Raw genomic sequence first — 19,638 nt, forward strand, 5'->3', positions numbered from 1 at the left:
AGCGATCGGAATGGCCCCGGACCGGTCAAGGCAGGACGGGCCAGCCTGAGTCGACCTGCGTACGTCAATGCATGGTTTATTCGCTCAGGCCAGCTCTTTGTTACGGGAGGACGTCGAGTCTGCCCGCGTGCTCACGATTTCGGCTATCAGAAAAGATGCGAGATGCCCAAACGGAACATCAACTGCTTGTTGGTCGTCGACGCGTCCGCGATCGCGAAATCGAAGATGTCCGCTCGCGTGGCCGATCCTGCCGCCTTCTGGAACGCACCCATCGCGTACAGCGTCGTGCGCTTTGATAGGGAGTAGCTGCCGGTCAGCCCGACCTGATGATATTTCGGCGCGTCGCCGTTGTAGTTGACCTTACCGTGCGTGTATACGTAGGCAGCACCAACCATCGCGGCCGGCGTGATGTTGTATTTTGCCCATGCTTCGTAGTTGTCGAAGACAACCGAGCTGCTCGTTCCATTGGCTTGATAGAACTTCGTATTGGTGTAATCGAGCCCCACCGCGGCTTTGCCAAAGTTGTAACTGCCGCCTCCGCCGATGATCTGCTCACTCTGCGGATTCCCGACATAACTGAAGGGTCCGCTTGCGCCGATTGCCGTGCCAGTCGTGTTGGCAATGAAGTTGCCGTCGGTAAAGAGCTGAGCCAGATTCTTCGCGTAGAAGTACGCACCGGCAAGATTCAATCCCGAGTACGTGAAATTTGCTCCGACGCTCCACATGCCGGTCGTGCCACGACCGGGCGTATTCGTGTTAGTGAACGAGTACATTCCGCCGAAAGTTAGACCAGCAATGGATGGAGACGTGTACTTGATTGCGTTGTCGACACGGAACGAGTTATCCGTATTGTCGATATCGCCGGCATGCAGGAACGGGCCGCCAAACTGCCCGGAAGCGGCTACCGGTTGAATATAATCGACGACCGAGTCGTATTGTCGGCCGAGCGTAACCATGCCGAAACGTTGATCCGCGATGCCAACGTACGCCTGGCGACCGAAAAGTCGGCCGCCCTGACGCGACTGACCGTTTTCGATGCTGAAGCCCGACTCTAGTTTGAACAGTGCTTTCAGGCCGCCGCCCAAGTCTTCTTCGCCTTTGAGTCCCCAGCGGCTGCCGTACATACCGTCGTACGTGCCATCGCGCATGCGCACGAGGTATTTGCCGCCACTGTTGTTGACGTAGTCGATGCCTTCATCCAGCGCACCGTAGAGCGTGACGGCAGACTGAGCGCTTGCCAAGCCTGGAATCATTGCAGAAGAATTGAACCCGATTACGATCAAAGCCGAGACTAACTTCCCCTTTTTCATTGTGGTCATCCGTTGTTCCTAATAATACTAACGAGTAGTCCTACCCAGATAGATTGAAATACACCAGACCTTCGTCGCTTTTTCGGGTTAGTTCAGGTATAACTCTTTGAGCATCGCTTCGTTGACGTTGGCTCCGGCATCCCTGTGCACAATCTCGCCCACCCTCAGGGCGAACACACGGTCGGATATCTGAATGGCCTCGATCGTGTTCTGCTCGACCAGAAGGATCGGCGTCTTCTCCCGGCGGATCTTGTCAATCGTCTCAAGGACGAGTTCGATCATCTTGGGTGAAAGTCCCATCGTCGGCTCGTCGAGAATGAGCAGCTTCGGACGGGACATCATCGCGCGCGCGATCGCCAGCATCTGCTGTTCACCCCCGGACATCGTTCCCGCGTTCTGCCTGCATCGTTCCTTCAGGATGGGGAAGAGGTCGTACATGCGTTCGATATCCAGGGAGATGCCTTTTCTGTCTTTGCGCACATAGGCACCCAGTTTGAGATTTTCGTCGATCGTCAATGCCGGAAAAACGTGCCGCCCTTCCGGGACGTGTGCGAGACCGGTGCGCACGCGCATATCGGGGGATAGGTTGCTGATATCGTTCCCGGCAAAACGGATCTGGTCGCACTGGCACGCCAGCAAGCCTGAGATGGCGCGCAGCGAGGTCGTTTTCCCCGCTCCATTACTGCCGATGAGGCTTACGATTTCGCTTTCGCCAACCGTCAACGAGATGCCCTTTACCGCTCGAATTCCGCCATACGACACATTCAGGTTGGTCACTTCCAGTAAATGGCTCATGCCTTTCCCTTTCCGAGATACGCGGCCTGCACATCCGGGTTGCTGAGAACCTCATCAGGGGTGCCGTCTGCCAGCTTCTGGCCGTGATACATGACGGTCACATGGTTTGCGAGGTTTCGAATCACGTCCATGTCATGCTCGATCAGCAGAATGGCGACGCCACTGCGATACACCTTGCGAATCAAATCGCTCAGCTCAGCCTTCTCGGCCACGTTCATGCCGGCCAAGGGCTCGTCGAGCAGCAAGACGGTGGGCCGGGAGATGAGCGCACGCGCAATCTCCACCCGGCGCTGGTGACCGTAAGACAAAGAGCTGGCCGTCATTTCCGCCGCGTCCGGAGGCAGGCCGACGAATTCGATCAGGCGCCTTGCTTCCTTTACCGCCTCGCGCTCCCGCTTTTTCGCTGTCTTGCTGCGGAACAAAGGCGACAACAACCCGCCGTCAAATCGCGTGTGACTGCCAACGAGGATGGTCTCCAGAACGGACATCACACCGAACAGGCGGATGTTCTGGAAGGTACGCGCCAGACCTGCCTTCGCAATAGAGTGGGATGTCCAGTTTGCCGAGGTTTTCTCGCCCACCCGGACCGTGCCCTCGCTGCGGATGAAGCCCGAGAGCGCATTCACCGCCGTACTCTTGCCCGCGCCGTTCGGACCTATCAGCGCGTGCACGGCATGACTCTTCACCACCAAGTTGAGGTTCTTGACCGCAGTGAGTCCTCCGAAGCGCACGGTGACGTTCTCCGCGCGCAGCGCAACCTTCTGCGTCTCAGCAACCGCGCAATTGGCACGCTCGTCGTTCATGCAGTCATTTACGACGGCGTTTCGGTTCATCAAGGGGATCAAATCTTCAGTCAAAGCTCGCATGGGCCTACTCCATGACCAGGCGCAAGCGCGCCTTCGCGGCGACCCCACTGGGGCGGAACAACATCAGGGCGATCAGCATGACGCCTAGAAGGATGTAACGAGACTCCGGATAGCTGCTGACGAACGGAACCTTGAGCGACACTTGCAAGAAGCCGATCCAGATGGCGGCGCCGATGAACGGGCCGATCATCGTCCCGAGTCCGCCCAGTACGATCAGCATCAAAATGAGGATGTTCTCGAACAGGGAAAAGCTGGCCGGGCTGATGTACTGCTGAAAGTGGGCATAGAAGACCCCCACAACACCGCCCACGAAGCCACTGCATGCGTACGCCAGGAGCTTGTAGCGGGTGCCGGGGATACCCATCGCCTGTGCGGCGTCCTCATCCTCCCGGAGCGCGATCCATGCGCGGCCGACGAAGGACCGGACGACCCGGCCAATGCAGAACAGCAACACCACGGCGAGCGCCAGCGCGAAAAAGTACAGCGAACGGGCGTCGTCCATCTCGTGACCGAACATCGACGGCGACGGAATGCCGCGAATCCCCATCGGCCCGTTGGTGAGCGACACCCAGTTCGTCGCGACCACGCGGATGATCTCGCCGAAGCCCAGCGTCATGATCGCAAGATAGTCACCCCGCACGCGCAGAGTCGGATAGCCCAGGATGGCGCCGCATAGTCCGGCAAAACCGCCACCGACGATGAGATTGGCATACAGGAGCCACCATACCGAGTCGACATCGATGCCGAAGTGCTTCTGAAGCACGTCGATGAAGACGATCGATGTGAAATAGGAGCCCACCGCCCAGAACGCCACAAAGCCCAGATCCAGCAATCCCGCGAAGCCGACGACGATGTTCAGTCCGCTGGCAAGCATGCCATAGATCAGTACGACCACCATGATGCTGAGCCAATAATCCGAGCGCACGGCAAGTCCAGCCGCGATCGCGCAGACGAGCGCCAAAAGTTTGAATGCAGCGCTATCGAAGAACCGGGAGCCGAAGAACGCGTCCATCAGTTGCAACGGAGTGCCGAGAATCGACAAGCGCCCGCGCGGCTTCGCGGCAATCAGACTGCCGCGTGCATGGACATTGAGCTCCTTCTTGCCGAGCAGGCCTTGCGGTCGAACGAGCAGGAGCAGCACGAGAAGAATGAAGCTCAGCGCGTCCTGATACACGGCGCCGTTTGGCAGAAAGCCTGCGCACAATGACTCTGCAAGGCCGAGAAACAGACCGCCAACCGCTGCGCCCGGAATACTGCCGATTCCGCCGAGCACCGCTGCGGTGAGTGCTTTAAGACCCGGCGTGAAACCCATCGTCGGGCTGGCAAACTGAAACGCCTGAGCGTATAGGATCCCGGCCACAGCGGCAAAGGCCGAACCGAGGACGAACGCCGAGCCGATGATCCGGTTGACCGGAATGCCGACCAGGTACGCTGCGGTCGAATCTTGTGCTGCAGCGCGCATGGCACGCCCGAGCGAGGAGTAGTAAACGAAGAACTGAAGCGCGACCATGCCGACGAGCGCTGCCAGGATGACGACCAGATTGGAGCCGCTGATGCTAACCTGCCCGAGATGAAGCGTCGGGATATGCGACAGCGGCGTGTCGGGAAACCGCAGTGAGCCCGGTCCCCATACGGTCTGCGCGAGACTCTGAAGAAGAACCGACACCGCGATCGACGTGATCAGCGGCGCAAGCCGCGGCGCATTGCGAAGCGGACGATAAGCCACGCGATCAATCAACGCACCTAGCACGCCAACGGCCACGATTGCAGCCGGTGCGGCTGCATAAAAGCTCCAGCCTGGCATGGGTACTACGCGACCCAACAAGGAAACCTCCGGCGCCATCAGCGACAGAGTGACGAACGCGCCGAGCATGAATAGCTCGCCGAACGCAAAGTTCACCAACTTCACCACGCCGTACACGAGCGTGTAAGCGACTGCGGCGAGCGCATATACCGACCCGAGCATCAGGCCGTTGATCAAGAGCTGCTCGAAATAGAGCATAGGGATCTCCCGAGAGCGTGGCGGCCAGAACGGCGCCACGCAGCCGCGATTACTGTTTGCCGGCGAGAACGAACTTCCCGCCGCGCACCGTGAAGTAGTAGAGCGAGCCAGCGCGGTCGCCATCAGGCTGAAAGGAAATGTTGCCGGTGGCCCCAGGGAGATTCTTGATGTTGGCCAGCGCCACATTCATGGTTTCGCGGTTCACTTCGCCCTTTTGTTTTGCCGCCTTTGCACCCGCGCCGATCGACAATGCCGTGTCATAGCCAAGTGCAGCCCATTCATTGGGATCCTGGTGATACTTTTCCTTGTAGGCTTTGACGAATTCAGCGGTCTGCGGCGAGGGCGCGGAGCCGGGATCGAACATGCCATAGAGCGTCATGCCTTCTGCAGCGTTGCCGCTCAGCTGCATCAACTGCGGTGACAACGCGCCGTCAGTCCCGATCAGCTTTGCCGTCAGGCCGATATCCTTACCCTGCGACGCAATCATGGCCGCTTCCGTGTAGAAACCGCCTATGAAGATCGCATCCGGATTGGTCGCTTTCAGACGCGCGAGGATCGTACGAAAATCCTTGGTACCCAGGTTGTAGCTGCTCTCGCCCGCGATTTTTCCGCCCGCCGCCGTGAAGGCCTCTTTGAAGGCCTTGCTCACGCCCATGCCGTAGTCGTCCTGTTGATAAAGGACATAGACCTGCTTGGCGCCCATCTGCCTGGCAACGTAGTTCCCCATTTTTGCACCTTGGCTCGCATCGGTCAGGATGACCCGGCGGAAGTATTTGTTCAGCCCCGTGAGCTCTGGGCTGGTGACCGCAGATGCCACAACCGGCATCGTGCATTTCTTCAGGATCGGCGCCGCCGCAAGCGCAACGGAGCTAAACGTGTAACCCACAACTGCGCTGACTTTGGCGTCTTCGCAAAACTGCCCAGCTGCCAGCACGCCATCGTTTGGCTGGCCGTGGTCGTCGATGACTTTCAACGCGAGTTGCACGCCTTGCGCGTTCACCTCGCCAATACCCAGATCCAGCCCTTTGCGCACATCCACACCGTATGAAGCGAAGTCTCCCGTGAGTGTCGCGGTGAAGCCGATGGACACCGGCTCGTCGGCCAGTGCGCTCACCGAATTTATCAACGCCATCGATGAAGCGGCGGTCATTACAATCTGCTTAAACATACGGTTCCTCTTCGGCACGGTGGGATCAGTCATTCCGTTCTTTCGTGGTTCAGTTTGCGCAAACCAGAGTTTTAGTAGACCTAATAGATTGGGATGGAGCTCGTTGCATCGAGCTCACCTTAACTTACAGCATTACAAAATCAACCAGTGCCGGGATGGTCGCGCGCACGTGCTCGCGAACCGTCTCCTCGACCAGTCTTTCGTTGCCCGTTTTGATCGCCTGCAAAATACCCGAATGATCGTCGCGGGAGGTCATCGGCTTGTCTGCATGCTCCAGCCAGATGCGCATATAAGGCTCGATGGCCGAGTGCAGACCCGCCAACTGGCGCGTCAGACGAGGCATGCCGGCGAGTCCGGTCAGGTACTCGTGAAACTCCCGGTGATAGGTGACCCACGCCGGAAAATCTGCATTGGCCTGCTCCATCTGGTCAAGCAGATGCTCGAGCGTTGCGAGATTCGGCCGTGTGATCTTTGGGACGGCCAAACCGGCCGCGAGCCCTTCCAGCGCCGCCCGCATCTCGAATACTTCCCTCATCTCGGCCGCATTCAGCCCGCGTACGATCACGCCGCGATTTGGGCGAATTCGCAAAAGCCCCTCTGCCGACAATCGTCGGAAGGCTTCGCGAACCGGCATGCGGCTCGTGCCAATTTCCGCCGCAATGTCTTCAGCTACGAGGCGCTCGCCAGCCCGGTAACGCCCCGAGCGGATCGCGGCCTCGATGAAGCGGTACGCTTCATCCTCGGCGGACAGCGCTATTCCGTTTACGTTGATGGTTTCAGACATTTTTGTTTCCCGGTGTTCGTCAGGCGACTTCAACCGTCACCCAGGTTTCGAAGCAATAGTCGTCAGCGAGCGAAACGACACCAATCGTCGCGCGCGGCGCGACCCCGATCTCCTCGCCGAACACGTCGACGAAGAGATCGGTCATGGCGCTGGCCACCCGATGCGGCTCGGTGAATGCCGAATCACACGCGACGAAGTTCAGCACGCGCGCGATGCCGACCACACGATCGAGATGCCCTACGGCGTTCTTGATGGCCGCCAAACAGTTGATGCCGGTGAGCCGGGCTGCTTGCCGAGCGTCGTCGACCGAGATCGACCCACCCACCCGACCAGGGAAACGGGCTTCACCATTCGGCGTGAGTCCCGCAGTCTGGCCGGACAGAAGCAGCAGTTTTCCGTGCTCATAGTACGGTTTCATCTTGCCGTACTTCGTACCGTAGTACTCCGAGCCCACCTGGCTCAGCGGTAACTCGATGCCCATCTGGGCCAATCGCTCCTCAGCGCTCATAAGCTTCTTGATATTGTAATATTGGATACACGAATTAATAAAGCCAATATAAGCCGATCAAAAATCGTCGTCCACAATCGCCTATACGAGGTTAACCCTGCGCGCCACATCATCGATCGCTGCCTCAACGCGCGAGAGCAGGTCGTCGAGTTCCTCTTCCGTGATGATGAGAGGCGGACAGAGGGCGATCGCGTCGCCAATGTTGCGGGTGATGACATTGCGCTGAGCCAGCGCTTCGGCGGCCATCATCCCGAGGGTGCCGGGCGCTTCATAAGGCGCCTTGTCCTCCTTCGACGCGACGAGTTCGATTGCGGCGATGAGGCCCACACCACGAACCTCGCCTACGAGCGGATGCTTGCGCAGAATCGACAAGCGTGAGTGCATGCGCTCACCCAACACGCGAGCACGCTCGACCAGGCCCCGCTCCTCGATGATCGCGATGTTTTCGAGCGCAACGGCTGCGGCGGTCGGATGCCCCCCAGCAGTCAATCCGTGACCAAACGTGCCGCGCCGGTTGCTCTCTTCTGCAACAGGCGCATAGACCTTCTCGTTGATCAGCAGCGCCGAAATCGGCAAATAAGAGGATGAGAGTTGCTTCGACAGGACCATCATGTCGGGCCGGATGCCGAAGTGCTGAGAGCCGAACATCTTGCCGGTGCGGCCGAAACCACAGATCACCTCGTCGGCGACGAGCAGGATGTCGTATTTGCTCAACACGGCCTGCGTCTTCTCCCAGTAACCGACCGGCGGCACGATGACACCACCAGCGCCGATGAGCGGCTCGGCGAACATTGCGCCGATGGTGTTGGGATCCTCGCGGATGATGAAGGCATCGAGTTCTTCTGCGAGGCGCGTGGAGAACGCTTCTTCCGTTTCGCCAGGGCGACCTTCGCGATAGAAATGCGGCGCCGTCAGATGGTGGAAGCCCGGCAGCGGCAGATCGAAGCCGCCATGGACGTGCGGCATGCCAGTGAGGCTACCTGATCCGAGCGTGACACCGTGATAGGCGCGATCGCGCGTAATGATTTTCTTCTTGTGCGGTTGGCCCAACGCATTTGCGCGATACCAGACCAGCTTGATGGCCGTGTCGTTCGCCTCGGAACCGGAATTGGTGAAATAGGCCTTGCTCATCGGCACCGGCGCCATTTCGACGAGCTTGGCGGCCAGTTCGATAAGCGGCTTGTGTGATCGCTGGACGAACGTGTGGTAGAACGGCAAGACCGACATCTGCCGGGTCGCCGCATCGATCAGGCGCTGCTCGCTGAAGCCGACCGCCACGCTCCAGAGACCAGAGAGCGCTTCGATATGCTTGTTTCCCTTCTCATCGAACACAAAGATGCCTTCGCCGCGCGACATGACTTTGGCCCCTTCGTCGCGGTTCTTTTCGGCATTCGTAAAGCCGTGCAGATGATATTGCGCGTCTTGCTGCGAGAGCAGGCTATTGCTTTCAGCTTTCATGTTTTCCTCGAGTGTGTTTTTCAGAACCCGACCGCCTGGCCGTCACGCCGTGAGTCGGATGCGGCGACATAAGCACCACTGTCTGAACAGCAGATGATCTGCGCGGCACCGAACTCCATGCTGTCCGGCGCGTGAACACTGACCTCATGTCCGCGCGCGCGCAGCGTTTCAGCTACGTCCGAAGGCGTATGGGCCTCCAGATGCACGATCGGTCCATCCTCCACGCGAAAACGTGGCGCATCGCTCATCGCCTGAGGGTTTTGACCGAAGCAGGCGAGACGCGCGAGCATTTGCACGTGGCCTTGCGCCTGCATCGATCCGCCCATGACGCCAAGCGCCATCACCGGCTCGCCGCCTCGTGTCACGAATCCCGGAATGATGCTGTGCAGGGGCTTCTTGCGCGGAGCAACGCGATTGACGTGCCCCTCGCTCAAGACAAAGCCCATGCCACGGTTGTGCATGCTGATGCCGGTGTTGGGAACCACCACCCCGGAGCCGAATCCCTTGTAGTTCGACTGGATGAACGACACCATCATGCCGCTGGCATCGGCTGCGGCAAGATAGACTGTGCCGCCTGAGGCCGGCGTTCCGGCTGTCGCCGGTATCGCGCGATTGCGCTGAATAAGGCTTGCCCGCTGACGCGCATAGGCCTTGTCGAGTAACTGCTCGACGGTGTGCTTCATGTGCTCGCGATCACCGATGTGTGTGTGCAAGTCTGCAAACGCCAACTTCATTGCCTCAATCATGACGTGATAGGCGTCGGGACTGTCTAGCCCCATCAACTCCAGATCGAACTGCTCGAGGATGCCCAAGCCGAGCAACGCCGCGATGCCCTGTCCGCTGGGAGGAATCTCGTGAAGCGTGTAGCCGCGGTAGTCCGCGCTGATCGGCTTGACCCATTCCACCTTGATTCCAGCGAGATCCGAGGCCGAGAGCGCTGCCTCACATTGCTTCGAGAATGCGCAGATGCGTTCGGCAAGATTCCCTGTATAGAAGCTCTGGCCTTTCGTTCTTGCGATTTCCTGCAGCGTTCGCGCCTGGTCAGGAAACTTCCACCACGAACTGGCCTTCGGCGTTTCACCGTTGCGGGTGAACGCTGCCGCGAACCCCGGCTGACTGCTCAGATTCGGCACCTGTGCCGCCCATTGCCGCGCGATCTGTGGCGAGATGGCGAACCCTTCTTCCGCATACTCGATTGCGGGCTCGAAAAGCTTTTCGAAGGGCAGTTGGCCGAAGCGCCCGGACAGCGCCGCCCATCCGGCGACCTGCCCTGGCACGGTCACCGAGTCCCAGCCGAGCGTCGGCATCGAGGTGCGTCCGGCAAAGTACTCGGGATTCCACAAGGCAGGCGCGCGTCCACATGCGTCGATTCCATGCAACTCGCCCTTGTCCCAGACCAGTGCAAACAAGTCCCCGCCGATCCCGTTCATCACCGGCTCCACGACCGTCAGGGTGATGGCCGAAGCAAGTGCGGCGTCGACCGCGTTGCCGCCCGCCAGCAGCATGCGCACGCCGGCTTGAGCGGCGAGCGGCTGGGAAGTCGTAACGACGTTTCGCGCAAGCAGGGGCATCTTCTGTGACGGATAGGGGAAGGCCCAATCGAATTTCGTCTTCATCTCGTTTCAGCAGAATAAAAGTGAGTCGCTCGGCTTACTCGCAATGGAGTCGTTCAAAGCTGAACGCTTGCGAGCTTCGTTTCCAGATACTCGTTGATGCCCTCGCGCGCGCCTTCGCGACCGAGACCCGATTGCTTGACTCCGCCGAAGGGCGCGGCCTCGTCAGCGATCAGATGCGTGTTCACACCGACCATGCCGTATTCGAGCGCCTGAAGCACCCGGAAGACACGGCCCAGATCCTTGCTAAAGAAATAGGCCGCCAAGCCATACTCGGTGTCATTGGCCAGGGCGATCGCCTCGTCTTCCGTTGAAAAGCGATACAGCGGCGCGACCGGTCCGAAGATCTCTTCGCGCGAGAAGCGCATCGCGGGAACAGCGTCGCCGATTACCGTCGGCTCGTAAAAGCGCCCGCCGAGCAAGTGTTTGCGACCGCCGCAGAGCAGTTGACCGCCCTTGGTGACGGCGTCCGTCACGAGTTCTTCGACCTTGCCGACCGCGTGCTCGTCAATGAGCGGACCCTGTGTGACATGCGCCTCGGCACCATTGCCTACGTTGAGCTCTCGTACCGCCGACAAGAGCTTTTCGGTGAAGGCTTCGTAGACGCAATCCTGAACAAGGATTCGGTTGGCGCAGGTGCACATCTGACCGGTATTGCGGAACTTCGCGCCGAGCGCACTCTGTACTGCGGCCTCGAGATCAGCATCGTCGAAAACGATAAAAGGCGCGTTGCCGCCCAGTTCGAGGGAAAGCTTCTTAATGGTCCCGGCGCACTGTTGCATCAGCAGACGGCCCACCTTCGTGGAACCGGTAAAGCTGAGCTTCCTCACCGTTTCGCTACCGCACATGACTTGGCCGATCGTGCGCGCATCGCCCGTCACAACCGAAAAGACCCCGGCCGGAATTCCCGCTCGTTCGCTCAGCGCGGCCAGCGCGAGCGCAGACAGGGGAGTCTGGTTGGCGGGCTTCAGAACGATTGTGCAACCCGCCGCGAGAGCAGGTGCGACCTTGCGCGCAATCATCGAAGATGGGAAATTCCATGGCGTGATGGCGGCACAGACGCCGACCGGCTCGCGCATCGCGAGGTACTGACGATCGGCGCTCGGTGCCTGCAGGATCTGCCCGTCGATACGACGCGCTTCCTCCGCGAACCAGCGAAAGTAGGCGATCGTCGAACGCACTTCGCCGCGCGCCTCGGCAAGCGGCTTGCCTTGCTCGGCCGTCAGAATCTTGGCCAGCTCTTCGAGGTTTTGCTCGGCGAGGTTCGCCCAGCGTGCAAGGGCGGCCCCCCTGTCCTTGGCCGGCGTCCGTTTCCACGAGCCGAACGCCGCCGCGGCCGCCGCAATTGCCGCCTCGGTCTCAGCAGCACCGGTGCGGGGAACCGTCGTGAGCGCCTCGTCCGTCGCCGGATTCGTGATCGTCAGGACCGCGCCGTTGCCGGCGTCGACCCAGCTCCCATCGATAAAACACCGCGAGCGAAGCAGCGGATTGTCAAACGAGCCCATTCGTTTGTCCTTTGTAAGATTGGATCCCCGTATCTATGGATCAAATCCTAGTCGGGCAATATGACGACGTAAAGAGGGATTACCCTTATGTCGGCGGACGGGTCTGTCACGCAGGCAGGAAGTGGTGGCGCGACGAAAGTTGAAAGGGTGTGCATCGCTGCCGTGCGTCGGCAGCGGTTGGCCTCTGGCACACTAATCGAGCAGTACGACGGGCAGCTGTGGCGGAGCGTGCGCCATGCGCTTGTCAACCCGTCAACCTGCGCGGCCTTTGCCGGTTTCAGATTGCCAGTAGCGGTGATGGCTCACGTCGGTCCATCAAGACTCGCTATAACCGGTGGGATGAGATGTACTCGCACCGGCCGTCGCTTCCGTCTGCTCTGCAGACTACTACAGCCCTTCTCAGTGGCGGATCGTTCGCATCCCAAAGTCCGTTGATGGCCGGATTGGGGCGGTGCCCCCGGCAATTCGCTCGCCGGAAACCGGCCATTGAGCGAGGGCGAACGAGACTTGGCTGATCAAGCTGACTGTCGACCTCGACCGGCGACTCCTGGCCGGCGGTTTCCGTCAAAGGCAGCAGCGGACGATCCATTTGAGCAAATCTAAACAATAGGCATGCGAGCAGATGCGAAGGCGAGCGCTCGCGCCGTTGTAGTGGCTCGCCCGCACGGCTATGTGTCAACAAAATCGCTTTTCAGAGGCGGCTTCGTCTACGATTGTTGACGCTTTTCTTTGCCTCAACGCAGCAAATGCGCTCACGTCCTTACGGACAAGTGGCTCGAAGTGTTGTTCACACTTGACGGGCACCATAATCCGCGCACGCCCTGGTCCGTCTACCGTCACGCACGCCATTATCAGGTGTCCGTACCAACGTGCCCCGTCCAATCGTCGACACTACGAACTGGCTTGCCAACGAAGGTGTCGTCACATGAACCTGTACGGGCAACACCGACGCCTCGATATACAGCTGCAGCTCGTCCAACACTGAGTGCAAGAAGTTTGCGATTGTCGGATTCTCGATCGTGGTGTCGGCCGACTGAACATGGTGGGTGATCGTCGTGCCGCCGGCACGGCGAATCGCCTCAAGCATCAACACCAGAGTACACGTGCTGTCCTTGCCACCCGAATATGCGCAGCTCAGGCTATGCCCAAGTTCGATGTATCGCTGCATGACGCTGATCGCAGCTTCCATCTTCGAAACAATTTCCTGTTCCATCTCTTTCGCTCCAAGAAAATAGGAGCGACCCATTCGGGATTCGCTCCCGAAAGGGTTCAAAGGCTTATGGTTGCATCAAATCAAAAGGTCGGCCGTCGCTCGTTGCGCTTCTTCCAGACCGTCGTGCGCTGCGGCAAACATGTCTGCTTGCCGTGTTGCTCGATCCAGCCGAGGAAGCGTCTTCGCGTACCGGCTCACGCTAGTACCGTCGAAGCTGTCGGCACCGGCGGCCGCGCAGATGCGGATGCGCCGCGCCGAGTTAACGCGACCGACGTGCAAGTAGCAGTGACGCCGACGCGCGAGGGACCCTCACACGTGCGCCGTCTGCTCTTTCCACTCTGTCGAACCGCCAATGAAGATGCCGACAGCAGGCGACAGAAGCGAAGCGAGGTCGTCGACCTGCATACCGTTCTGAACTGCGATCAGCATCCGGCACGGCATCCCGCGAAGTCGTTCCAGCCACTTCAACGAGTAGTCGAGCGAGGCCATCCCGCCCATGACGATGTCCGGAAGGACAAGCCAATCGGCCCGTTCGCCGAGCCGTTCGACAGCTACAGAAAACGCGTGCTCATCGAAGGGCTGACCTTGCTGGTAGGCGGTCCAAGCGCCGTTATCCAACGCATAGCGATGGAAGCCCTCGGTACGCAACTCGCCCTTGGCCGAGACCAACAAGCGCCAGTCGGCGCCCTTCAGTGCGGCCAAGTTGCGGCGGGTGCCCGTGCGGCTCGCGTAACCCACGATCGGCCGCCGGTGCATGGCGATCCGCTCTTCGATTTCCGGGTCATCGTCAGCAGATCCGTCGACTCCGTAATACTCGGCGTACGACATGAACGCTTGCGCGTAGCCGGTCTTCTGGCCACTGGCGTATTGCTCCAACCACGGCGGCGTCATTGGCGCACCCCGTTTTGGGGTTGCACTCTGCCGCCGATCACCAAGAACACTTTCGTCTCGACGTTCCGGATCCAAGGGCGAACTTCGCCCGCGTGCGTCGCGGTGCCGGCGATGTAACCAATCGCCGCTTCGAGGTTGGTAAACTGCTCCGGTGATGCGCCCAGCTTCGCTGCTTCAAACATAAAAACACTCCCACAGAAAGAACGCGGAGCGACCCCAGCGGGTCGCTTGCCCGCAAGGGTTGAGAAAAGAAATTAGACGGCGAGTTGTGCCACTTACTCGATCAGCTTGACGCTTTGCCACCAGCGACCGCCCGAAGGCAGGTCTCTGACGAAAGCGAAGTTCTCCGCTTCGTCGCGCGTAAGCTCGATCAGCCCGCCCTTCAAGATGGCCGCCTGGAGATAGACGACATTCGCGAGGGCGAGCGCGCCGTGCTGTTCGGCGATGCCGGTCAGCGTTTCGACGGCATCCAGCAATTCCGCATTGAACTGCTTCGCGTCAGCAGCAAGGCGCAGCGACACGTCAGCGTCGGCGATCGCGGCCACCACCGCATCGCATTGGGCTTGCGGGTCGTCAGGCCCATACTGCTCGGGCTTGATCCAGCTTCGGATCACCATGTCGTTCAGGACGTCGTCGACGAAATCGGTGCAGGAATAGGCCATGGAAGGCTCCAGTCAAAAGGTAAAAGAAGTAGAGCCGTTGTCAGATGCGACGCAGACGGCCGGTATCGAACGCAGCCGCGCGACGCAAGTACGGCGGACGCTGCGGCTGCGACTGAGCAGTAGCCGGTGCAGCTTGCTGCGCAGGCGGCTGGTGAGGCACCGCATTCGAGTGAGACGGACTGCCGGTTGCCGCGAGCAGCAGCATGAGAAGGTTTGCCATAGAGAGAGCGCCGGAAGGCGCGAGAGAAGGGTCGGAAAGACGAGAAGCGCCCCTTGTGGGGGCGACTCCCCACAAGGGTTAATAAAAAATCAGGCGGCAAGCGCCTGTACGTCGATGACAGCGTCGGCCTCTGCCACAAGGTCGGGCGTCTGCGAGATGAAGAACTCCCGCTGATACCCGCCTTGGCGCAACACCTCGCGCTTCATTCGCATGAACTGCACTTTGCGCTCGGGATCGAGCGGGCCGTCTGACTCGTCGCTGAACAAGGTCTGATACGGCTGACCGGCGTTCCGCGCGAGATAGAGCGCGATGCCCCGCGTGAGGCACTCGTTGATCCAGACCTTCTGACCACCGGACATGACGGAGACCGACTTGCTGCTGTCGGACTCGGCGTCGTGAACGAGGATCTCGAAGCCCTCGCGCAATTCACCGCTTGCGAGCGTGCGCTGCGTGCGGATCTCAACGGTGAAACGCATGCCGTAGCACGCGAGCAATAGCTCGTTGACGGTGTGCGTCAGCGCTGGACCCGCGTCATCGATGGTCAACGCGATCACGCCGTCGTTGCCCAAGCCCTTAGCCAGCAGCTTCCAATGAGCAATTTCGTCGGAGATGCGATCGGCACGAGACTGCGTGGCCGAGAACTTCTCCAACTCCAGCGCCAGGGCTTCCGCTTCGGCCTGCAACACACTCTGCGCGCGGATCGATTGCTCGATTCGACCATCCAGTGCCGCGACGGTCTCCCGGTTCGCTGCGATGTCGCGGTTTAGCTTCGCAATGGCGGCTGTCACATCGACGGCGGCCAGTCGCCCGACTTCCTCGGTAATGCGGGCAAGCTCCGCTTCCATACGCGTCTTTTCAGACTGGTACTTGGCGGTCCGTGCAGCACTTTCCTCGGCGATCGAGCGCAACTCAGCTTGCGCGGCTTCAAGTCCCGATACGGCTGCGTCCAGCAAGGGCTTAGTGGCGGCAAGCTCTGCCGCGGCCTGCAAGGCACGGCGCAACTGCGCGGCCGCATCGGTGATGGCGAGCATCTCAACACGCTTCGCCGCCAACTCAGCCGGCACGAGCGCCAAGGCTTCGGCCTGCGCTTTCTTCTCGCGATACTCCGCGCGAAGATTCGCCACCGAAACACGCTGCACCTCCGCTTGCTCTTTCGCTTGAAAGGCTTGCGCGAGCAGCGGGCATTGCGCATGCATCGAATGACCGACGCACGGCACTTGCTCCGCCACCGCAGCCTGCTTGTTCAACGTGTCGAAGTGCGCGGCTTTCGTCGTGCCTTGGTTCATCAAGCTGGTAAGCGTCGCATCGAGCGTGGTCAACGTCGCGCGTTTAACCTCCAAATCGGCAATCTCGCGCTGCAGGGGAGCGAACCTCGCTTCCTCGCGCGCAATCGCCAACTCGGCCTCCTCGCGCTTCGCCGCCGCACCGAGGATCGCCTCGCGGCGAGCCAGCGTTGCTTGGTGCGTGGCCACGGTTCGACTCAGCACCGAAACGCGCTGCTGACAGCGAACCGCTGCGGCTTGCTCGTCGTCGGCCGCGCTTTTCAGGGCACGCCCAAACTCGTCGCGGCGCACGCCCAGCTCTCGCAGGCGCGCTTCGGTCGTGGCCGATTCGCTCTGCTTGGCCGCAAGCGTCGCGCGCTCTTGAGTCAGCTTGCTCGCATGCTCAAGCGCGCCATCACGTTGCTCCCGAGCGGCACGCAGGGTGTTGCCCTGCGCGACGATCGACTGCTCAGCGTCGGCTTTACGTTGGCGCTTTCCGGCGAGCGCGCCAAGCTCAGACTGGATCCCTTCAAGCGACTTGCCGAGCACCTTCGCGACATCAGCGGCCTTCGCCGACAATGCCTTTAGGTGGTCGATGCCAAGGAGTTCAGCCAGCAGCGTCTTGATCTCGCCCGCACCGTAGGACGCGAGCGGCCGCCGGTTCTGAGCCGAGAACACGCTCGTGAAGAACGTTTCCAACGAACCGTTGATCGCCTCGACACAGCGGTTATACGACTCCGCCTTGCCGTCTGACACCGTCCCGTCAGGCAGCGACACCGGGCGCCACGTACCGTCGACCCCACGATAGGCAAGGTAGTACTCCGCCTTGCCTGTCTTGCCGGGCTTGCGAAAAGTGAAGGACGAGCGATAACTAATGCCGTCGTGCTCCCATTCGAGTTCCTTCAGGGCACTGGTGCCACAGATGTGGTCCCAGTACGAGAAGGCGTCGACCGACATCTTCGACGCACGCGACGGCATGATCGGATACGGGTGTCTTGCCCGCCCCGTTAGGGCCGGTCAAGGCGATCAAACCATCCGGCAACGTCTCCAGATCCAGCGTGACGCTTTCCCGTTTCATCCCATCGCGCACGCCAACGAAGCCTTCAAGTGTCAGTTTCAGAGGCCGCATGACACGTCCTCCGATACGCTCATCGATGCAGACATCGCTGCCATCTGCGAATAGAACGCGTCGTCATCCTCGTTGGGAAACGGCTCGTTCATCACGACCGACGGCACAGACTGCACCGCTGCTTTGGGCGCTCGAAGCGTTCCGTCTAGTGCGGCCGCGACGTCGTCGCAGACTCTGCCGAACTCGCGACGCGCGTTCGTAAGAAGCTCGGACCAACCGCTATAGCCGGTCAGGCTACGGATCTCGGCAGCAGACCACTGACTTGCAAAGCCTTCCTGGTAGGACCAAAGAAGGTGCTGCATTTCAACGGTCGGCGTAACGGCGATCTCGCACGCGCCGGGCGTCGTCGCGATCAGCAACAGCGTCTGCCCGAACTGGGCCAGCACTGCGCCGCGGTACTGGCCGAACGGCTGATGCTGAATTGCAGCGGTAAAGCCTGCCAAATCGACCAGCGACTTTTGAAGATCACGCGATGAGCAGTCGCCCAACGCGAACGTGCGGACCCAGTTCGGGCCAGCGGGATAAAGACCAAACATGATGCACTCCGTTATGGTGGGCGGAGTGCGGCCCCGCTAGGGATCGCTCCCCGCCAGGGTGAAAGAAGAAATGAAACTGCTAGAGAAAGGCCCTGCCACTACGAATCGATGCGTCAAAGACGCGGTGAAACCTGTGTTTCGATAGCGACGTTGACAGTCGGCTATCGGAACACGGCTTGTGCGTGTTCAAGCAAAGGAGCCGTACTGGCCTCCCCTGCATGCGCGGCAACCTACGCCGCGAATAAATCATCGTTGAGCCACGAAAGCTGACTTGCCTCAGCCGACTCGACAATTTCCACCGTCGCATCGGGCATTGGTAGTGCATGATCGCTAACGTCGCCACTCGGAGCTTGTCGGGCAGCCACCGGCGCAGGCTCGGGCATGCTCGACAGTCCGGGCAGCCCATCATTCGCGAACGGATGCGCCGCGTCCGCATCGCTCAGTCGCGCCAGCACGCCAGCCGCGATTGCCTCCGCGTCCCCCGTTTCCAGCAGTTGCAGCCGGTCAAGCAAGGGAGCCGGATCAACATCAGCGTGTTCGCACCAGCGCTCGAGCTTCCTATCAATCGACGTTTCGAGGCTGATGCCTTGGGCGCGTGAGCGGACAACGGGAAGAATGCGAGCTTCGACCTTCAGCTCGGCCGCATGGCCGAACAGCGCCGCGATCGCGTCACGGTCCACTGACTGTTTGTGCTCTTCGTCAACCTGCCAACGAACTCGCACGAACTTGTCGGTCGCATTAAGCGCGATTGCCGTCAGCCGCTGCATGTCGGGCGGACCGTCAAAGTCGACGCAGATCGTCTGCCTCGAAGGAGTAACGACCAGATCCGCTTGCGCGCTTCCCACTTCGACATTCCACATCAGGAAGCCCTTGTCGCCTTCCTCACCATAGTGAAATCGCCCGATGGAACCGGGATACGCTACAACGCGCCCTGCTCGTTCCCACTGCTGCGCTTTGTGAATGTGTCCAAGCATGAAAGCATCGCATTCGGCCTCAAACAAACTGCCGAGCGAAAACTCATGGTCGAACCCCGCCATCGTGACGCCATGCTCGGTCGTGCAACCGTTGACCGTGCCGTGGGAGACCCCGACAGTTCGAATGCCTGCAGCACGAAGCTGCTGGTTGACGCGTCCCGCTGCGGCCAGATAGTCACCTAGCACAGCTTCAAGACCCGTCCCGGCTTCCTTGGCACCAACGGCTGCCGCCAGTTGCCCTTTGTTGACGGTCGGCAAGCAAGTAAATACGACGTCAGCGCCTATCGCGAGCACCTCGCGTAGCTCCTCATCGGAGTACACCGGACCGCTCGAGGGGTAGAACCGTCCTTCATGGAGGCTCACCTGCTGAACACGTTCCGCCACATAGATCTGATGCGTTGTTGCCATCAGTTCGAAGTTGCGTAGCGTGCCCGGCGGCTCGTGTGAGAACGTACCCTGCAGCATCAAAATCGGCATGCTGCCGCTCAGCCCGTTGATGCGCCGTGCAAGGCGGTTCAACGAAGGCGCATGGGCGTCGAGACGATGGTCCGTCGCGTCGCCCGAGATCACCGCAACATCGGCGTGCGCGAGAACGGCGTGGTCGATGGCAAAGCCAAAGCAGCGATCCGACTCTTCGATGTTGCCCGGCGCGTAGTGCAAGTCAGAAAAATGAGCGATTTTCAAAGTCGCCTCCTATAAACGAAAAAGGCCACCCGAAGGTAGCCAGTGAGTCTCGATGCGC

The 19,638-nt window shown here is 60.2% G+C and carries 17 protein-coding genes and 1 pseudogene; all 18 read right to left on the bottom strand.

Features of this window, described 5'->3' with window-relative positions; genetic code table 11:
• Positions 1 to 146: 146 nt before the first annotated feature.
• Complete coding sequence (locus tag NCS28_RS31385; protein WP_250517811.1) at positions 147 to 1,253, bottom strand: porin; 1,107 nt, start codon at positions 1,251 to 1,253, stop codon at positions 147 to 149.
• 144 nt (positions 1,254 to 1,397) lie between these two features.
• Positions 1,398 to 2,105, bottom strand: a complete 708-nt coding sequence (locus NCS28_RS31390; RefSeq protein WP_250517675.1) for an ABC transporter ATP-binding protein — start codon at positions 2,103 to 2,105, stop codon at positions 1,398 to 1,400.
• Positions 2,102 to 2,971, bottom strand: a complete 870-nt coding sequence (locus tag NCS28_RS31395; protein ID WP_250517676.1) for an ABC transporter ATP-binding protein — start codon at positions 2,969 to 2,971, stop codon at positions 2,102 to 2,104. Before NCS28_RS31395 ends, NCS28_RS31390 begins: the two co-directional genes overlap by 4 nt.
• A 4-nt stretch (positions 2,972 to 2,975) precedes the next feature.
• Positions 2,976 to 4,973, bottom strand: a complete 1,998-nt coding sequence (locus NCS28_RS31400; protein ID WP_250517677.1) for an ABC transporter permease — start codon at positions 4,971 to 4,973, stop codon at positions 2,976 to 2,978.
• A 49-nt stretch (positions 4,974 to 5,022) separates the two neighbouring features.
• Positions 5,023 to 6,174 carry an ABC transporter substrate-binding protein gene (locus NCS28_RS31405; RefSeq protein ID WP_250517678.1) on the bottom strand — a complete coding sequence of 384 codons (1,152 nt, stop codon included), beginning with the start codon at positions 6,172 to 6,174 and terminating at the stop codon, positions 5,023 to 5,025.
• A 91-nt stretch (positions 6,175 to 6,265) separates the two neighbouring features.
• Entirely contained in the window at positions 6,266 to 6,925 is a 660-nt protein-coding gene (locus NCS28_RS31410; protein ID WP_250517679.1) for a GntR family transcriptional regulator, read from the bottom strand.
• A 19-nt stretch (positions 6,926 to 6,944) separates the two neighbouring features.
• Positions 6,945 to 7,433, bottom strand: a complete 489-nt coding sequence (locus tag NCS28_RS31415) for a RidA family protein (RefSeq protein ID WP_250517680.1) — start codon at positions 7,431 to 7,433, stop codon at positions 6,945 to 6,947.
• 81 nt (positions 7,434 to 7,514) lie between these two features.
• Positions 7,515 to 8,891, bottom strand: a complete 1,377-nt coding sequence (locus tag NCS28_RS31420) for an aspartate aminotransferase family protein (protein WP_250517681.1) — start codon at positions 8,889 to 8,891, stop codon at positions 7,515 to 7,517.
• Between the two features lie 20 nt (positions 8,892 to 8,911).
• Positions 8,912 to 10,507 (bottom strand): gamma-glutamyltransferase family protein, encoded by a 1,596-nt coding sequence (locus NCS28_RS31425; protein WP_250517682.1) that lies wholly within the window; start codon positions 10,505 to 10,507, stop codon positions 8,912 to 8,914.
• A 53-nt stretch (positions 10,508 to 10,560) separates the two neighbouring features.
• Positions 10,561 to 12,009, bottom strand: coding sequence for an NAD-dependent succinate-semialdehyde dehydrogenase (locus NCS28_RS31430; RefSeq protein ID WP_250517683.1), 1,449 nt, complete (start codon positions 12,007 to 12,009; stop codon positions 10,561 to 10,563).
• A 787-nt stretch (positions 12,010 to 12,796) separates the two neighbouring features.
• Entirely contained in the window at positions 12,797 to 13,222 is a 426-nt protein-coding gene (locus NCS28_RS31435) for a hypothetical protein (protein WP_250517684.1), read from the bottom strand.
• Positions 13,223 to 13,531: 309 nt separating this feature from the next.
• Positions 13,532 to 14,113 (bottom strand): hypothetical protein, encoded by a 582-nt coding sequence (locus tag NCS28_RS31440; protein WP_250517685.1) that lies wholly within the window; start codon positions 14,111 to 14,113, stop codon positions 13,532 to 13,534.
• Complete coding sequence (locus NCS28_RS31445) at positions 14,110 to 14,295, bottom strand: hypothetical protein (protein WP_250517686.1); 186 nt, start codon at positions 14,293 to 14,295, stop codon at positions 14,110 to 14,112. The genes NCS28_RS31440 and NCS28_RS31445 overlap by 4 nt, the downstream gene beginning before the upstream one ends.
• Before the next feature lie 93 nt (positions 14,296 to 14,388).
• A complete protein-coding gene (locus NCS28_RS31450) occupies positions 14,389 to 14,775 on the bottom strand; it encodes a hypothetical protein (protein WP_250517687.1) in 387 nt (128 codons plus the stop codon).
• A 40-nt stretch (positions 14,776 to 14,815) separates the two neighbouring features.
• Complete coding sequence (locus NCS28_RS31455) at positions 14,816 to 14,995, bottom strand: hypothetical protein (RefSeq protein WP_250517688.1); 180 nt, start codon at positions 14,993 to 14,995, stop codon at positions 14,816 to 14,818.
• A gap of 89 nt (positions 14,996 to 15,084) precedes the next feature.
• Positions 15,085 to 17,386: pseudogene (locus NCS28_RS31460) on the bottom strand (coiled-coil domain-containing protein).
• Positions 17,374 to 17,922 (bottom strand): hypothetical protein, encoded by a 549-nt coding sequence (locus tag NCS28_RS31465; RefSeq protein ID WP_250517689.1) that lies wholly within the window; start codon positions 17,920 to 17,922, stop codon positions 17,374 to 17,376. Before NCS28_RS31465 ends, NCS28_RS31460 begins: the two are co-directional and overlap by 13 nt.
• Before the next feature lie 230 nt (positions 17,923 to 18,152).
• Positions 18,153 to 19,580, bottom strand: a complete 1,428-nt coding sequence (locus tag NCS28_RS31470) for a metallophosphoesterase family protein (protein ID WP_250517690.1) — start codon at positions 19,578 to 19,580, stop codon at positions 18,153 to 18,155.
• Positions 19,581 to 19,638: the final 58 nt, after the last annotated feature.

This window comes from Caballeronia sp. INDeC2, assembly GCF_023631325.1.
GTDB lineage: Bacteria > Pseudomonadota > Gammaproteobacteria > Burkholderiales > Burkholderiaceae > Caballeronia.

Bases quoted from the DNA above. Each gene is read 5' to 3' on its own strand.
- NCS28_RS31415 (WP_250517680.1), bottom strand. From the start codon at position 7,433: ATGAGCGCTGAGGAGCGATTGGCCCAGATGGGCATCGAGTTACCGCTG.
- NCS28_RS31445 (WP_250517686.1), bottom strand. From the start codon at position 14,295: ATGTTTGAAGCAGCGAAGCTGGGCGCATCACCGGAGCAGTTTACCAAC.
- NCS28_RS31450 (WP_250517687.1), bottom strand. From the start codon at position 14,775: ATGGCCTATTCCTGCACCGATTTCGTCGACGACGTCCTGAACGACATG.
- NCS28_RS31440 (WP_250517685.1), bottom strand. From the start codon at position 14,113: ATGACGCCGCCGTGGTTGGAGCAATACGCCAGTGGCCAGAAGACCGGC.
- NCS28_RS31385 (WP_250517811.1), bottom strand. From the start codon at position 1,253: ATGATTCCAGGCTTGGCAAGCGCTCAGTCTGCCGTCACGCTCTACGGT.
- NCS28_RS31410 (WP_250517679.1), bottom strand. From the start codon at position 6,925: ATGTCTGAAACCATCAACGTAAACGGAATAGCGCTGTCCGCCGAGGAT.
- NCS28_RS31455 (WP_250517688.1), bottom strand. From the start codon at position 14,995: ATGGCAAACCTTCTCATGCTGCTGCTCGCGGCAACCGGCAGTCCGTCT.
- NCS28_RS31425 (WP_250517682.1), bottom strand. From the start codon at position 10,507: ATGAAGACGAAATTCGATTGGGCCTTCCCCTATCCGTCACAGAAGATG.
- NCS28_RS31465 (WP_250517689.1), bottom strand. From the start codon at position 17,922: ATGTTTGGTCTTTATCCCGCTGGCCCGAACTGGGTCCGCACGTTCGCG.
- NCS28_RS31395 (WP_250517676.1), bottom strand. From the start codon at position 2,971: ATGCGAGCTTTGACTGAAGATTTGATCCCCTTGATGAACCGAAACGCC.
- NCS28_RS31420 (WP_250517681.1), bottom strand. From the start codon at position 8,891: ATGAAAGCTGAAAGCAATAGCCTGCTCTCGCAGCAAGACGCGCAATAT.
- NCS28_RS31435 (WP_250517684.1), bottom strand. From the start codon at position 13,222: ATGGAACAGGAAATTGTTTCGAAGATGGAAGCTGCGATCAGCGTCATG.
- NCS28_RS31405 (WP_250517678.1), bottom strand. From the start codon at position 6,174: ATGACTGATCCCACCGTGCCGAAGAGGAACCGTATGTTTAAGCAGATT.
- NCS28_RS31400 (WP_250517677.1), bottom strand. From the start codon at position 4,973: ATGCTCTATTTCGAGCAGCTCTTGATCAACGGCCTGATGCTCGGGTCG.
- NCS28_RS31430 (WP_250517683.1), bottom strand. From the start codon at position 12,009: ATGGGCTCGTTTGACAATCCGCTGCTTCGCTCGCGGTGTTTTATCGAT.
- NCS28_RS31390 (WP_250517675.1), bottom strand. From the start codon at position 2,105: ATGAGCCATTTACTGGAAGTGACCAACCTGAATGTGTCGTATGGCGGA.